At 60.6% G+C, this 13,295-nt stretch carries 13 protein-coding genes; 7 read left to right on the forward strand and 6 right to left on the reverse strand.

Annotated features, from left to right (window positions below):
• Window positions 1–5 precede the first annotated feature (5 nt).
• The 3 genes from ACIPSK_RS08885 to ppk2 all read left to right on the forward strand — a co-directional run bounded on the left by ACIPSK_RS08885 (window position 6) and on the right by ppk2 (window position 3,849).
• Entirely contained in the window at window positions 6–1,088 is a 1,083-nt protein-coding gene (locus ACIPSK_RS08885) for an ABC transporter ATP-binding protein (protein WP_162117440.1), read from the forward strand.
• 83 nt (window positions 1,089–1,171) lie between these two features.
• A complete protein-coding gene (locus ACIPSK_RS08890) occupies window positions 1,172–2,824 on the forward strand; it encodes a GMC oxidoreductase (protein WP_162117441.1) in 1,653 nt (550 codons plus the stop codon).
• A 110-nt stretch (window positions 2,825–2,934) separates the two neighbouring features.
• On the forward strand, window positions 2,935–3,849 hold the full coding sequence (gene ppk2 / locus ACIPSK_RS08895; RefSeq protein WP_162117442.1) for a polyphosphate kinase 2: 915 nt from the start codon (window positions 2,935–2,937) through the stop codon (window positions 3,847–3,849).
• Window positions 3,850–3,947: 98 nt separating this feature from the next.
• On the opposite strand, the gene ACIPSK_RS08900 is transcribed toward ppk2, so the two are convergent.
• The gene (locus ACIPSK_RS08900) at window positions 3,948–4,823 is read right to left on the reverse strand and encodes an aldo/keto reductase family oxidoreductase (protein ID WP_162117443.1); all 876 of its coding nucleotides are present in this window, start codon (window positions 4,821–4,823) and stop codon (window positions 3,948–3,950) included.
• Window positions 4,824–4,942: 119 nt separating this feature from the next.
• Here ACIPSK_RS08900 and ACIPSK_RS08905 point away from each other — a divergent pair, with 119 nt between their 5' ends.
• Window positions 4,943–5,854, forward strand: a complete 912-nt coding sequence (locus ACIPSK_RS08905) for a LysR substrate-binding domain-containing protein (protein WP_162117444.1) — start codon at window positions 4,943–4,945, stop codon at window positions 5,852–5,854.
• A 42-nt stretch (window positions 5,855–5,896) separates the two neighbouring features.
• On the opposite strand, the gene ACIPSK_RS08910 is transcribed toward ACIPSK_RS08905, so the two are convergent.
• The 4 genes from ACIPSK_RS08910 to rpsU form a co-directional block, all read right to left on the reverse strand.
• Window positions 5,897–6,376 carry a pyridoxamine 5'-phosphate oxidase family protein gene (locus ACIPSK_RS08910; RefSeq protein ID WP_162117445.1) on the reverse strand — a complete coding sequence of 160 codons (480 nt, stop codon included), beginning with the start codon at window positions 6,374–6,376 and terminating at the stop codon, window positions 5,897–5,899.
• Between the two features lie 66 nt (window positions 6,377–6,442).
• Window positions 6,443–7,021 (reverse strand): alpha-ketoglutarate-dependent dioxygenase AlkB, encoded by a 579-nt coding sequence (locus ACIPSK_RS08915; RefSeq protein WP_162117446.1) that lies wholly within the window; start codon window positions 7,019–7,021, stop codon window positions 6,443–6,445.
• A 12-nt stretch (window positions 7,022–7,033) separates the two neighbouring features.
• Window positions 7,034–7,228: a hypothetical protein gene (locus ACIPSK_RS08920; RefSeq protein ID WP_162117447.1), complete on the reverse strand. Its 195-nt coding sequence runs from the start codon at window positions 7,226–7,228 to the stop codon at window positions 7,034–7,036.
• Window positions 7,229–7,291: 63 nt separating this feature from the next.
• Window positions 7,292–7,528: a 30S ribosomal protein S21 gene (gene rpsU / locus ACIPSK_RS08925; RefSeq protein ID WP_162117448.1), complete on the reverse strand. Its 237-nt coding sequence runs from the start codon at window positions 7,526–7,528 to the stop codon at window positions 7,292–7,294.
• Window positions 7,529–8,174: 646 nt separating this feature from the next.
• On the opposite strand from rpsU, the gene ACIPSK_RS08930 reads away from it, so the two are divergent.
• On the forward strand, window positions 8,175–8,888 hold the full coding sequence (locus ACIPSK_RS08930; RefSeq protein ID WP_017968823.1) for an Ig-like domain-containing protein: 714 nt from the start codon (window positions 8,175–8,177) through the stop codon (window positions 8,886–8,888).
• Window positions 8,889–9,051: 163 nt separating this feature from the next.
• The gene (locus ACIPSK_RS08935) at window positions 9,052–9,240 is read left to right on the forward strand and encodes a hypothetical protein (RefSeq protein WP_162117449.1); all 189 of its coding nucleotides are present in this window, start codon (window positions 9,052–9,054) and stop codon (window positions 9,238–9,240) included.
• Window positions 9,241–9,296: 56 nt separating this feature from the next.
• Here ACIPSK_RS08935 and tkt read toward each other — a convergent pair whose 3' ends face one another.
• Window positions 9,297–11,333 carry a transketolase gene (gene tkt, locus ACIPSK_RS08940; protein ID WP_162117450.1) on the reverse strand — a complete coding sequence of 679 codons (2,037 nt, stop codon included), beginning with the start codon at window positions 11,331–11,333 and terminating at the stop codon, window positions 9,297–9,299.
• A gap of 454 nt (window positions 11,334–11,787) precedes the next feature.
• Between tkt and ACIPSK_RS08945 the strand changes: the two genes are divergently transcribed.
• The gene (locus tag ACIPSK_RS08945; RefSeq protein ID WP_162117451.1) at window positions 11,788–13,278 is read left to right on the forward strand and encodes a DUF4153 domain-containing protein; all 1,491 of its coding nucleotides are present in this window, start codon (window positions 11,788–11,790) and stop codon (window positions 13,276–13,278) included.
• Window positions 13,279–13,295 lie beyond the last annotated feature (17 nt).

Genomic DNA, 13,295 nt, shown 5'->3' on the forward strand with positions numbered 1-13,295 from the left:
CTTCCATGCAATCTGCCGTCTCCGTCAAGGATCTGAAGATCGCCTATGGCGACCATACGGTGATCGAGAAGATGTCGATCGATATCGCGCCGCGGGAGTTCCTGGTGCTGCTCGGCCCTTCCGGCTGCGGCAAGTCCACGCTTCTGAACGCCATTGCCGGTCTCCAGGACATCACATCAGGCGAGGTCTGGATCTCAGGCAAGAACGTCAGCTGGGAGGAGCCGAAGGACCGCGGCATCGGCATGGTCTTCCAGTCCTACGCGCTCTATCCGCGTATGTCGGTCCGCAAGAACCTCTCCTTCGGACTTCGCGTCGCCGGCCTGCCGAAGGCCGAAATCGAGGCTCGTGTTTCCCGTACCGCAGCGCTTCTTCAGCTCGACAAGCTGCTCGACCGGCGTCCGGCCGAGCTTTCCGGCGGCCAGCGCCAGCGTGTCGCCATCGGCCGGGCGCTGGTGCGTGAAGTGGATGTCTTCCTGTTCGACGAGCCGCTGTCGAACCTCGATGCCAAGCTGCGCAACGAATTGCGCGTCGAGATCAAGAAGCTGCACCAGCGCCTCGGCAATACGATGATCTACGTCACCCACGACCAGGTCGAGGCCCTGACGCTTGCCGACCGCATCGCCATCATGCGCGATGGCGTCATCCAGCAGTTCGCCTCCCCGGCCGAGATCTACCGCCGCCCTGCCAATCTCTTCGTTGCCGGCTTCATCGGCGCTCCGGCAATGAATTTCGCCGAGGGCCGGATCGAGCGCGGCAACGGCGCGCCGGTCTTCAGAAGCAAGGAGCTCACTGTCGATCTCTCCGGTTATTCCTTTCGAGCGGACGCAGCGGAAGGACCCGCTACACTCGGCTTTCGCCCGGAACACCTTGTGCTCGATGGCGCCACGAGCGGCCTGCCCACCATTCCGGGCCGTGTGTCCGTCGTCGAGCCGATGGGTTCGGACGCCGTCGTCTGGTTCGACTGGGCAGACCAGAGCCTGTCGCTCCGGCTGATGGGCGATGTCACCCTGCAGCCCGGCGATGCCGTGGCTCCCGGGCTCGATATCGCCAAGGCATCCCTCTTCGGCGTTGACGGATCGCGGCTGTAACGCGTCATCCCTTTGTTTTCCCGCAATTCCGGACGCCTTTCGCGCCGTTTTGAGGATTGCTCCAGGACAGGATTTGAAAAGACATGTCTGAGATGGTCTATGATGCGCTGGTGATCGGCTCCGGCGCGGCAGGTTCCTTTGCGGTAAAGGAACTGACGGCACAGGGACTGCAGGTGCTGCTGCTCGAGGCCGGCCCGGCCGTCGGGCCGAAGGATTTCGATCCCGCGCGCAAGAAGGCGCCGGCAAGCAGCATCAATATCTGGGAGCGCGCGCGGGCCACCCTCAAGGGCCAGCCGATCCAGGCGCGCGCAGCCTTTTTCACCGAGCGCTTCAGCCACTTCTTCGTCAACGACCGCAAGAACCCCTATACGACGCCGAAGGGCGAACCCTTTCTCTGGATCCGCGGCCGCCAGGGCGGCGGGCGCCTCCACAGTTTCGGCCGGGTGCTGCTGCGCTGGACCGACGACGATTTCAAGATCCGCTCACGCGCCGGAAAGGGCGTGGACTGGCCGGTCTCCTATGAAGAACTGGCGCCTTTCTACGATGAGGTAGAGGCCTATCTCGGGCTCTACGGCAACAAGGACAACGTGGCCACCCTGCCGGACGGCATCTATGCGAAGCCGGCAAGCCTGACGCCCGCCGAACAGATCTTCAAGCAGGCGGTCGAAAACTGCTGGCCGGAAAGGCACGTCGTCTCCTGGCGCTACATTGCGCCCGACGCCGACCGCATGCCGCGACCGCTGCGAGAAGCAAAGGCGACGGGTGAGTTGACCATCCGCTACGACGCCGTCGTTCGCCGCATCACCACGGATGAGAAGACCGGCCGCGCCACCGGCGCGGAATACATCGATCGCAACACGGGCGCGGTATCGACGGCGCGCGCCGCGACGGTGGTGCTTTCGGCCTCGCCGATCGAGAGCGTGCGGCTGCTGTTGAATTCGGTTTCGGCGAAACATCCGGATGGGCTCGGCAACAGCTCGGGGGCTCTCGGTCGCTATTTCATGGACCAGCTGCCGTGCCTCGCCTTCGGCTCCTTTTCGAAGGCGAAGGGCTGGGCGCCCGACGACTCCGCGCCGACCGACCCGTTCTACAATCCGTCCGGCGGGATCTTCATTCCCCGCTTTGGCGAGGGCGACGCCGCCCGCGGCGATTTCGACTACCAGGGAAGCGTCGGCCGCGCGCCGGTCTCCGAAGATAGAGATGCGCGTCTCGCCTTCTTCGGTTTCGGCCGCATGCTGCCCTATGCCGACAACCGCATCACGCTTGACGTCAGGCGCAGGGATGCCTGGAACATTCCCGTGCCGCATATCCGCTGCGTCATGCAACAGGAGGAGCATTTACTGCTCAAAAGGCAGGAGGAGACGCTGATCGCCATGATCAGGGAGATTGGCGGCGACCTCGAATTCATCGGCTCGCCCACCGGCCTCAAGGAAATGGGCAAGGGCGCCTTTCCCGAAGCCGACGCCTTCAGCCGCTTCATGTTCCGCAAATGGTTCCGCAAGACCATGTGCATGGGCGCCGCAATCCATGAGACGGGCGGCGCGCGCATGGGCGAAAACCGGCAAGTTTCCGTGCTCAATCCCTACAACCAGGTCTGGGATGCCCCGAACCTCATCGTCACCGACGCCAGCGCCTTCCCCGGCAGCGGCATCGCCGGCACGACGCTCACCGTCATGGCCCTGACGATCCGCGCCTGCCGGAATCTTGTCGACCAGTACCGGACAGGACGGCTGTAGCCGCGCTTGGAACGAGGGACCCGGGTAAACCGTTTCAGTCTTCGATCAGTGGTCGTCATATAAACTTCGCACTGACATGCTCCTGTCAACAAAAGCAGGAAGGGAAACACATGTCGCAAACACATCAGGACCAGCTTAGCCGTATAAAGGCCGAGATTGCCGATAGCTTCGATGAAGAGCTGGAAATGCAGATGGAGGAAGACCGGCTGGATGATCTGGTCGCCGAAGGAATGTCGGAATCGGCGGAGCAGACGATCGAGCGAAAGACCTACTTCCGCGAACTCTTCCGGCTGCAGCATGAACTGGTGCGATTGCAGGATTGGGTTCAGCATAAGAAGCTGAAGGTGGTCGTGCTGTTTGAAGGCCGGGATTCGGCTGGCAAGGGAGGCGCGATCAAGCGCGTAACCCAGCGGCTCAATCCGCGCGTTTGCCGGACGGTCGCGCTGCCCGCGCCTACCGAGCGGGAACGTCATCAATGGTATTTCCAGCGTTATGTCCCGCATCTTCCGACCGCCGGCGAAATGGTGCTCTTCGACCGAAGCTGGTACAATCGCGCCGGTGTCGAGCGCGTCATGGGGTTCTGCACCCCTGATGAACTCGAGGAGTTTTTCCGCTCGGTGCCTGAATTCGAACGGATGCTCGTCCGTTCCGGCATCGTGCTGATCAAGTACTGGTTTTCGATCACCGACGAGGAGCAGGAATTCCGCTTCAAGATGCGCATCCACGATCCGCTGAAGCAATGGAAGCTCTCACCGATGGATATGGAAAGCCGTGTCCATTGGGAGGAGTACACCAAAGCCAAGGAAGAAATGCTGGTGCGGACACACACGGAGGACGCACCCTGGTGGGTTGTACAGGCCGTGGACAAGAAACGCGCGCGTTTGAACTGCATTGCCCATCTTCTCGATCAGATCCCTTACGAGGATGTTCCGAAACCTGAGATCCAGTTGCCGGACCGCATCCGTCACGCTGATTACAACAGGGCGCCGGTTCCGACTGAAATGCTCGTGCCGGAGCGCTATTGACAGCATAGCCCCAACGCGGCCCTAAATCGGAAATCGATTCAGGGTTGCTACGCTACGCCATGGAAGAGCGTGGCGTAGCGTTGGAACGCCGGCGGCCTTCAGGCGGCGACATCAGGCATGCGGTTCAATTCCGAGACGGCGTCATCCGGCAGCACGAGCCCGGCGGCGGCGAGGTTCTCCCTGAGATGGCCGACCGACGAAGTGCCGGGGATCAGCAGGATGTTTTCCGCGCGACGCAGCAGCCAGGCGAGTGCCACCTGCATAGGCGTGGCATTAAGGCGTGCGGCGACATCGGCCAGGGTGGAAGATTGGAGCGGACTGAACCCGCCGAGCGGGAAGAACGGTACATAGGCAATGCCGTCGCGCGCGAGGTTGTCGATCAGGGCATCGTCGGCCCGATGCGCCAGATTGTACTGGTTCTGCACGCAGACGATCTCGGTGATCCCACGCCCTTCGGTGATCTGCTTGGATGTGACGTTGCTCAGCCCGACGTGACGCACCAGGCCTTGCCGCTGAAGATCGGCCAGCACCGTCAGCGGTGCTTCGATCGACCCTTCGGCCGGGCCGTGCACGTCGAACATGAGCCTCAGATTGACGACATCAAGCACATCGAGGCCGAGATTGCGGAGGTTGTCGTGTACTGCCTCCGTCAGCTCTTCGCGCGAGAAGGCCGGAATCCACGATCCATCCGCGCCGCGCCGGGCGCCGATCTTGGTGACGATAACGAGATCGTCACGATAGGGATGCAGCGCCTCGCGGATGATCTGGTTGGTGACGTGCGGGCCATAGAAGTCGCTGGTATCGATGTGGTTTACGCCGCTCGCGACGGCCTCTCGCAGCACAGCCAAGGCCGCGCCATGATCTCTGGGCGGGCCAAACACGCCGGGCCCGGCAAGCTGCATGGCGCCATAGCCGAGCCGCTTCACGCTGCGGCCGCCGAGGTTGAACGTGCCGGACTGATCGGTAATGGACATGATCTAATTCCTTTCAAGAGATGACGCCAAGATAGGCCCCAAGATAAGCCCAAGATAAGCATTGTCGGCGCGTGTGAAAATTGGCTACAATCCGCACGGGCTGTGCGGAGTGGCGAACAGTGAAAGCAGATCTGGGTGACCTTAATGCCTTCGTTGCCGTGGCGCGTGCCGGGGGTTTTCGCGAGGGCGCGCGCATAAGCGGCAGCAGCGCCTCCTTCCTCAGCGAAGCGGTGCGTCGCCTGGAGGCGCAGCTCGGCGTCAGGCTGCTCAACCGGACGACCCGCAGCGTCGTGCCGACCGAAGCGGGCAAGGGCTTGCTCGCGCGGCTCGGCCCTGCTTTGAGCGAGGTGGAGTCTGCCCTCGACGTCGTCAACGGATTTCGCGACAGGCCGGCCGGTGCGTTGCGCCTCAATGTGCCGGTCAGCGCGGCGCGGCTGGTGCTGCCGGCCATCGTTCCACCGTTCCTCGCCGCCTATCCCGATATTCGGCTGGAGGTGGTCACCGACGAGAGCTTTGTCGACGTGATCGCGGCCGGCTGTGACGCCGGCATCCGCTATGACGAGCGGCTGGAGCAGGATATGATCGCGATACCGATCGGGCCCCGCGTTCAGCGTTTCGCCATCGCAGCCTCCCCCGATTACCTGGATCGCCGTGGCCGGCCGCAACATCCGAGCGAGCTGCTCGGCCATGCCTGTCTGTTGGGTCGCTTTTCCAGCGGTGCGATGACGGCGCCGTGGGAATTCGAGCGCGATGGCGAGATCGTGCGAGTCGATCCGACGGGGCCGCTGATCGTGCGGGTCGGCGGAGCGACCGACCTGGCCGTCGATGCAGCGATATCGGGAACAGGCATCGTCTGCCTCTTCGAGGACTGGTTGCGCCCGCATCTCGACAGCGGCGTGCTCGAGCCCATCCTCGAACCGTGGTGGCAGCGCTTCTCCGGGCCATTCCTCTATTATCCCGGACGTCGGCTGGTGCCGGCGCCGCTCCGGGCGTTCATCGATTTCGTCAAGGCATCAGCCAATCAGGCTTGATGTTTGTCGGCCACAGGGAACGTCGTTGAGCGCTTCTATGCGTTAGAGCGTGACCTCGGCATTGTCGCCCATGTCAGGTTTGCTGTTCGAGACCGCGGCGGCGGCCATCTTGATATAGCTGATGATCGTGCCCGGGCTGTCCCAATATTCGGCCGAAGACGGGGTCATCTTGAGGATGCGGATAGAAGGATCGTCGGGATTGTCCCACCACGCCTTTGCGGGCGTCGCCCATAATTCCCTGATCTTCTCCCGGTCGTTCTGCACCTCGGCCGTCCCCGATACGGAGACATATTTCTGTCCCTTGGTGTCGGCAAAGGCCAGGCAGACGTTTGGCCAGCGGGCGATCTCATCGTCCTTGTGACTGCTGACATCCGTCAGAAAATAGATCGCATTCTCGAGCTGGGCGGTATAGGCGGACATCGGGCGGGCTTTGAGATCGTCGCCGCTGCGGGTCGTCAGCATGCAAAAACCGATCCTGTCGATCAACTCCCATACCCGCGTCACATCGTCATGGTCGGTCATCGTCATCTCCATCTGTGCAAAAGACGAAGGAACCATCTGCCGAGGCCGATGTTCCGAATGGGCGGTCTATTCAGCCAATTCCCTGAAGGTGATAGAATAACGCAGGCGGTCGACGGGCGGGATGGAATGTTCCCAGAGCGTTCTTGAAGCGCCAGCCATGAGATAGGCCGAGCCGGGTTCAAGGACGAGCGATCGCCGCTGCCATTTGGCACCGTCACGCCGCCTGAGCCTGAAGGTGCAAGACGAGAGCAAGGAGACACCGACGACCCGGCCGAAGACCAATTTGTCCTTGTGCCAGCCGATCGGAGCACCCGGGCCATACTCGGTGACCAGCGCCTGCACGAGCGCATCGGGCTCGATGCCGGCGAAGCGCGCCACCACTTCGCGAATGGGAAGCAGCACCGACGGCATCGCATCGGCTCTTCTGACACGCTGGCTGTCGAAGTCGTATTTCCAGCCGAAGGAAACCGTCCTGCGCTTGCCCTCAAACCCATGAAAGTCGAAGGCTTTGAAGGCAAGGGTCGGCATTGCCTCAAGAACCGTGCGCTGAAGATCCGGACGAACGATCTCAGCAGAATATCGGAACCCCTCAGGGAGCGTCCGGTCCGCCGCACGAAAGAGATCCTCCTGCACGATGATGCTCACTGCGCTCGTGCCTCAATGGACGCTTGGGGTTTTCATGGTCATCGCGAAGTCTTCGGCGACCAGTTCGCTGACGGCGATGAGGATTTCCTCCCGGGAAAAGCCCGATGTCAGAGCGCGCTGGATCAGATCCTGCAGATCCGGGTCCACCACATCGCGGCAATCCTCGAGGCGTTCCTCGGAAACGGTGAGGCTATTGAGTTCGTCCATTGTCTGTCCTTTCGGGGAATGTACCCACTGAAGTCCGGCAAAAGCCGGTTTGGGAATGGGTTGCTAGCGGGCAGTGGCGACCCGGTTCGGCCCGGCAAGCAGGCCTTCACGCTGCATCTTCTTGCGTGCAGCCTTGCGCTGACGGCTGATCGCCTGCGGCTTTTCCCTGACGCGTCGTTCGGACGGCTTTTCATAAGCGCGCCGTTCCTTCATTTCACGGAACAGTCCTTCGCGCTGCATTTTCCTTTTCAAGACCCTGAGCGCTTGATCGACATTATTGTCTCTGACGAGTACCTGCATTTCAAGTTCTCCTTGTTTGGGTGGTGCGACGATCGCCGCTCAGCCGAGCTGCTCGGCGATCAGAGCCCGCAATTCGCAGCGGGTGAGAAGGCAGGGAAACGGCTTCCAGCTCCCAGCAACGCGGCGGACAGCCTCGTCATTCTCACGCGGTCTCGCCGCCGCAACCGCGGTGGCTGTATTTATGTGGTTCAAAAAGAAATCCTTTGCCGATCTAGGTCGGCGTCATCGATTGTTTGTGGGATTGCCCGTCACGCAGCCATAACGGCGCGTACGGATGTACAAGCGTTTCAATCATGGGCCAGCAACGGCTTAGATTTCCGCTTGATCGGGTATTTCCGCAACATAGGTATCGGCGGGTAAAATTGCAACGGATGGCCCGGGTGGCATGGCGCGGGCATCGCTAATCGCCTTTAGATATACTCAGTGCCGTTTTATTCAAGTTAACCGGGTATAGTTTTTGTCAAATTTTCTTCAATTTGGCTTGAAAGTGACATTGATCCGCCGAAATGGAAGCAACGGAGGAGATTGGTTTCGAAATTAACCTTCTGTTAAGTAGGCCATTGACTTGTAGTATTAATGGGTTGTTAAAGGAGCCGCTCGCTGAGGTCAAAATTGACCCGCCAATAAACAATTTGAGGAGAGAGCTATGGCTTCGCCGATACATGCAACTGATGATAGTGCAACATTTAAAGAAACCGACGTTATTTCCGGAAATCTGCTTTCCAACGATTCCTCCGACAACGGCCACCTGTTCCTGCGCGCCTTCGATGGCGCGAGCGTTGGCGCCAAGGCCGGCAACAGCCAGGTCACCGAGATCCAGGGTGACTACGGCACCTTCTTCGTCAAGCCCGATGGCAGCTACACCTATGTCCTGAGCGCCGCTGCCAAGATCGGCTTCACCAATGGTGAATTGATCCAAGAGAAGGTCTCGTACAAGATCTCCGACGGCAGCGGTCATACCGATGTCGGCCTGTTCACTCTGAACATTCAGGGCGTAACCCAGGTAAAGCCGATTGCTGTCGACGACCACTACAGCTTCAACGAAGGCAGCGTCATCGGCGGCAACGTCCTGGACAACGACATTGCTGGCGACAACGGTAAGCTCTTCCTCCGTCAGTTCGATGGCACCAACGTCAGCGCCAAGAGCGGCCTCGACGCTGTTACCGACATTGTCGGCGACCATGGCGTCTTCCACGTCAAGCCGAATGGCGAATTCACCTACACGCTGACGGAAGACCTGGCTGCCGGCCAGAACGTCACGGAAACCGTCCAGTACTACAAGATCTCCGATGGCCAAGGCCACACGGATGCTGGCGTTCTGACGCTCAACATCACGGGCACCGACGCTCATCTTGCTTGATCAGCAGCAATAAATCGGTGAGACACAACGCCCGCCGCGCAATCGGCGGGCGTCTTCGTGTATCCGCTTATCACATCAGCCGGTCCGCAAAGCGGTATAATACTTTTTAGCTAGTTCTTATAAATGCCGGCGTGGCGTAGTCTCGATGTTCGGAGGACACGCCGTGACCGAACACATCGAACCCAGGCAGATCGAAACAGACGATCTGACGAAAGTCTGGTCCGTGACGGAGTTTTGCGTGCGTCACCGCATAGATACCGAGGAACAAGCGCTGCTGCTCAAACTTTTCGGGCCGTTCGCGACTGCCTCCGAGCTGATCCACAATGCCAGGCGCGCCCCAAGATTTAGATAGGGGGCGCTCGACCTGGTGGCCTGCTTGGGAGCGCCTGTGGGCTCCGACTCGCGACGCTAGGCTTGCTTTCCGGCCACCTCACGTCCGGCACGTATCACTGCGTCTGCGGTGATATCGAACTTCTTGTAAACGTCATCGATTTTGCCGGATGCTCCGAATTCATGCATGCCGACGAATACGCCGTCCAAGCCGAGATAGCGGTCCCAGGAATCCTGCACGCCTGCTTCGACGGCGACCCTGGCTCGGCTGTCGCCCAGCACCGATTTCTTGTAGGCGGCATTCTGCTTCTCGAACAGCAGCCTGCACGGCATCGAAACCACGGCCGTGCGAATACCCTCGCTCTGCAGCACCGAGCGGGCTTGGACCGCCAGATGCAGTTCCGAGCCGGAGGCAAGGATCGTCAGTTGCCGCTCGCCGCCTTCAGCTTCCTGGAGAACGTAGGCTCCCCTTGCTGAGCGGTTCTCGTCAGACGGGTCGCGGCGTAAAAGCGGCATTGGCTGGCGGGACAGAGCAATCAGTGCTGCCTGTCGCGGCGCATCCAAGATCGCCTCCCAGCACTCGGCCGTTTCGATTGGATCGCCCGGGCGATAGACGGCGAGCCGGGGAATGGCGCGCAATGCGCTCAGATGTTCGATCGGCTGATGTGTCGGCCCGTCCTCGCCCAATCCGATCGAGTCATGTGTCATCACGAAGATCGAACGCACTTCCATTATCGCCGCGAGCCGGATCGCCGGGCGGCAATAGTCGGAAAATGTCAGGAACGTGCCGCCATAGGGAACAAGCCCCCCATGCAGCGCCAAGCCGTTCATCACTGCCGCCATGCCGTGCTCGCGGACACCATAGTGGAGATAGGATCCGCCATATTCGCCGGGCTTGATCTCGACCTGGTTCTTGGCCTTGGTGTTGTTCGAAGGCGTCAGATCCGCCGAGCCGCCAAGAAGTTCGGGGATCGCATCGAAGAGATGGTTGAGCACGATGCCGCTCGCCTGGCGGGTGGCGAGATCCTTTTCGGAGCCTGACAGTTCCCGCTTTGCCGCAGCAATGGCGGCGCGCCAGCCGGATGGAAGCTCTCCTTTTATCCGCCGCTCGAAATCGTCTCGCTTACCCGGCGAAGCAGTCTGGGCGCGGACCGCCCAGGCCATCCGCGCCGACTGCCCTTTCGCGCCGATCTTTCGCCAGTCGCTCAGGAGCGTTTCCGGTATTTCGAAGGGCGGCGACGTCCAGCCGAGGATCTTGCGGGCGCCGGCGATCTCGTCTTCGCCGGGTGCGTCGCTATGGGCCTTCTGCGTTCCCGCCCTGGTCGGGAAACCGAAGCCGATGATGGTTTTGCAGGCAATCATAGACGGCCGATCGGTCACCTTCTGCGCTTCGATGATTGCGGCGCGGATCGCATCGGTATCGTGACCGTCGATTTGCTGGACGTGCCAGTTCGCCGCGCGGAAACGCGCCGGGTGGTCGTCGGATTCGGCAAGGCTGGTCGCACCGTCGATCGAGATCGAGTTGTCGTCCCAGAAGGCGATCAGCTTGCCGAGCTTCAGATGTCCGGCAAGCGATATTGCCTCGTGGCTGATGCCTTCCATCAGGCAGCCGTCACCCAGGAAGACATAGGTGTGATGATTGACCAGATTGTCGCCGAACGAGGCGTTCATGATCCGCTCGCCGAGCGCCAAGCCAACGGAGTTTGCGATCCCCTGCCCCAGCGGGCCGGTCGTCGTTTCGATGCCGGTGGCGTGACGATATTCGGGATGACCCGCCGTGCGGCTGTCGATCTGCCGGAAGCGTTTGATCTCTTCGATGGTCATATCCTTGTAGCCCGTCAGGTAAAGCAGGCTATAGAGCAGCATCGAGCCGTGACCGTTGGAAATGACGAAGCGATCGCGATCGAACCAATATGGATCGGCCGCATCGAACTTCAGAAACTCGGAGAAAAGCACCGCAGCGATATCGGCCATGCCCATCGGCATGCCGGGATGACCGCTCTTTGCCTGTTGAACCGCGTCCATGGAGAGGAAACGAATGCAGTCGGCGAGATCCCGAAGGCGCTGATCCTTGGGAGCTGGGAATGTCTTCGGGGCTTGTGAGGTGTCCGGCATTGGGAGAAACTCCTCGCGATACGTGGATTGTGAAGGCAGAGACCGTCTGCCTCGCTATCTCGTTCACCGTAGTGCTGTGAGCTCGCCACGGCGAATTTGATGGGTCCAGTTGAACCTAGTGCGGAGTTTCCGGTTGTGGATACCATCTGCGCCAGGAAAGACCGATTTCCGGGACCTGATCGTGTCGAGCCCCTCAATGACCTCGCAGGTCAAGGCAATATTCCTGAATTGCTCCTCACTCTTTGCACAAAATCTGCAATCCGGTCGGGCATCTCCATGCCATGAGCAAGAACGACATTCCGCCCCGCATCACACCGCCCGCTGTGCCGGACCGCCTCCGCAATGACGGATGGTGGCTGACAGAGACGGGTCGGCCTCGAGGGACTCCCTTCGCGGAGATCTCCGTAAGCATGCTCATCGTGACCGAAGGGCGGCATTTACGAGAGGACCAGCAATGGACACTACCAACATTCTGACAGCACCGATGCCTATCAGGCGCTATCCCGGCCGAATAGCCGTACTGCTTGGTCTCGTGGCGCTGGCAGATTTTCTGATCTTTGGTGAGATGCCCGGGATAAACCTTTTCTTTTTTGCGCTCGCCGTCTGCGCCGGCATTCTGCTCCCGGCCATGAAGGGGCTATCGCCTTCGACGGCGGCTCTCCTGCTGGGCTTGTCGCTCCTGGCTTCGGCACCTCTGCTCGAAACACCGTCAGTAATGGGCTTTGCCCTTTGCCTCAGCGCGCTGATGTCTGTGGCTCTCGTCAGCGGCAAGCTCATGCCTCGCAGCCTCAACGGCCTGCCTTTGGTGTTTTCCCGTTTCGCGCTCGTCATTCCCTTGCGGCTTGCCGAGGATGTCGGGAAATATCTTGCGACACCGGCGAATCGTTCCTCCCTCACCGAAGTCCGGCGGAGCGCCGGCCTCTGGGTCATGCCGCTCATTCTCGCATCGGTGTTCTTGCTCCTCTTTGCAGCGGCAAATCCCGTCATCGAGGTCACGCTGCGCAGCATCCGTTTTGACGTTCTGCTGCAGTTCCTCGATCCCTGGCGGATCGGCTTCTGGATAATGACAGCCGCTGTGGTCTGGGCTTTGCTGCGGCCACGCCTGAAGCGTCGATTTGCGAGGCTGCAAGCCGAAAGGGCGTTCATGATCGTGCCGACCAAAAATTCACCGCTCGGCCATGCCTCGCTGTTGCGCTCGCTGCTTCTCTTCAATGCGCTCTTTGCCGTGCAGACGGTTCTCGATCTCGTCTATCTCTGGGGCGGCGCGGATTTGCCCGATCACATGAGCCACGCCGAATATGCTCATCGCGGCGCGTATCCGCTGATTGCGACAGCGCTTCTTGCTGCCGGTTTCGTGCTGCTTGCCATGCGACCCGACGGCCCCGGCGATAAAAGCTCGCTGATCCGCCGCTTCGTCTATGCTTGGATCGGCCAGAACATCCTTCTCTGCCTGTCTTCGATGCTGCGGCTCGAGCTTTACGTCGAGGCCTATTCGCTGACCGAATTGCGTGTCGCCGCCGGTCTCTGGATGGGCATCGTCGCCATCGGCCTTGCCTTGATCCTGCTGCGTATCGTGCTCAACCGATCCAACGAGTGGCTGATCGCCACCAACCTCGCCTCCCTGATCGCGGTCCTCTACATCAGCGCCTTCATCGATTTCCCGGCTGTGATCGCCCGCTTCAATGTCGCCCACAGCCAGGAAATTAGCCAGGAAGGTCTGCCGCTCGACCTCAATTATCTCTCCTCGCTCGGTCCTTCCGTCATTCCGGCCCTCGATCTCTATCTCCTCAAGCTTCCGGATCAGCTGATCGACCAGAGAAGCCAAGCGGTGACAGTTCGGTACTACCTCGCCAGGAATTTTGAGATGCGCCGGCGGGACTGGCGGAACTGGACCTTCCGGGCGGCGCGGCTGGAGAGTTATCTTCTGTCTCCCATTGCAAGATAGAACGAGAACGATAACAA

The organism is Rhizobium sp. LARHSG275, from assembly GCF_052871115.1.

Coding starts and splice junctions, on each gene's coding strand:
- ACIPSK_RS08885 (WP_162117440.1), top strand. CDS start 6: ATGCAATCTGCCGTCTCCGTCAAGGATCTGAAGATCGCCTATGGCGAC.
- ACIPSK_RS08890 (WP_162117441.1), top strand. CDS start 1,172: ATGTCTGAGATGGTCTATGATGCGCTGGTGATCGGCTCCGGCGCGGCA.
- ppk2 (WP_162117442.1), top strand. CDS start 2,935: ATGTCGCAAACACATCAGGACCAGCTTAGCCGTATAAAGGCCGAGATT.
- ACIPSK_RS08900 (WP_162117443.1), bottom strand. CDS start 4,823: ATGTCCATTACCGATCAGTCCGGCACGTTCAACCTCGGCGGCCGCAGC.
- ACIPSK_RS08910 (WP_162117445.1), bottom strand. CDS start 6,376: ATGACCGACCATGACGATGTGACGCGGGTATGGGAGTTGATCGACAGG.
- ACIPSK_RS08920 (WP_162117447.1), bottom strand. CDS start 7,228: ATGGACGAACTCAATAGCCTCACCGTTTCCGAGGAACGCCTCGAGGAT.
- rpsU (WP_162117448.1), bottom strand. CDS start 7,528: ATGCAGGTACTCGTCAGAGACAATAATGTCGATCAAGCGCTCAGGGTC.
- ACIPSK_RS08930 (WP_017968823.1), top strand. CDS start 8,175: ATGGCTTCGCCGATACATGCAACTGATGATAGTGCAACATTTAAAGAA.
- tkt (WP_162117450.1), bottom strand. CDS start 11,333: ATGCCGGACACCTCACAAGCCCCGAAGACATTCCCAGCTCCCAAGGAT.
- ACIPSK_RS08945 (WP_162117451.1), top strand. CDS start 11,788: ATGGACACTACCAACATTCTGACAGCACCGATGCCTATCAGGCGCTAT.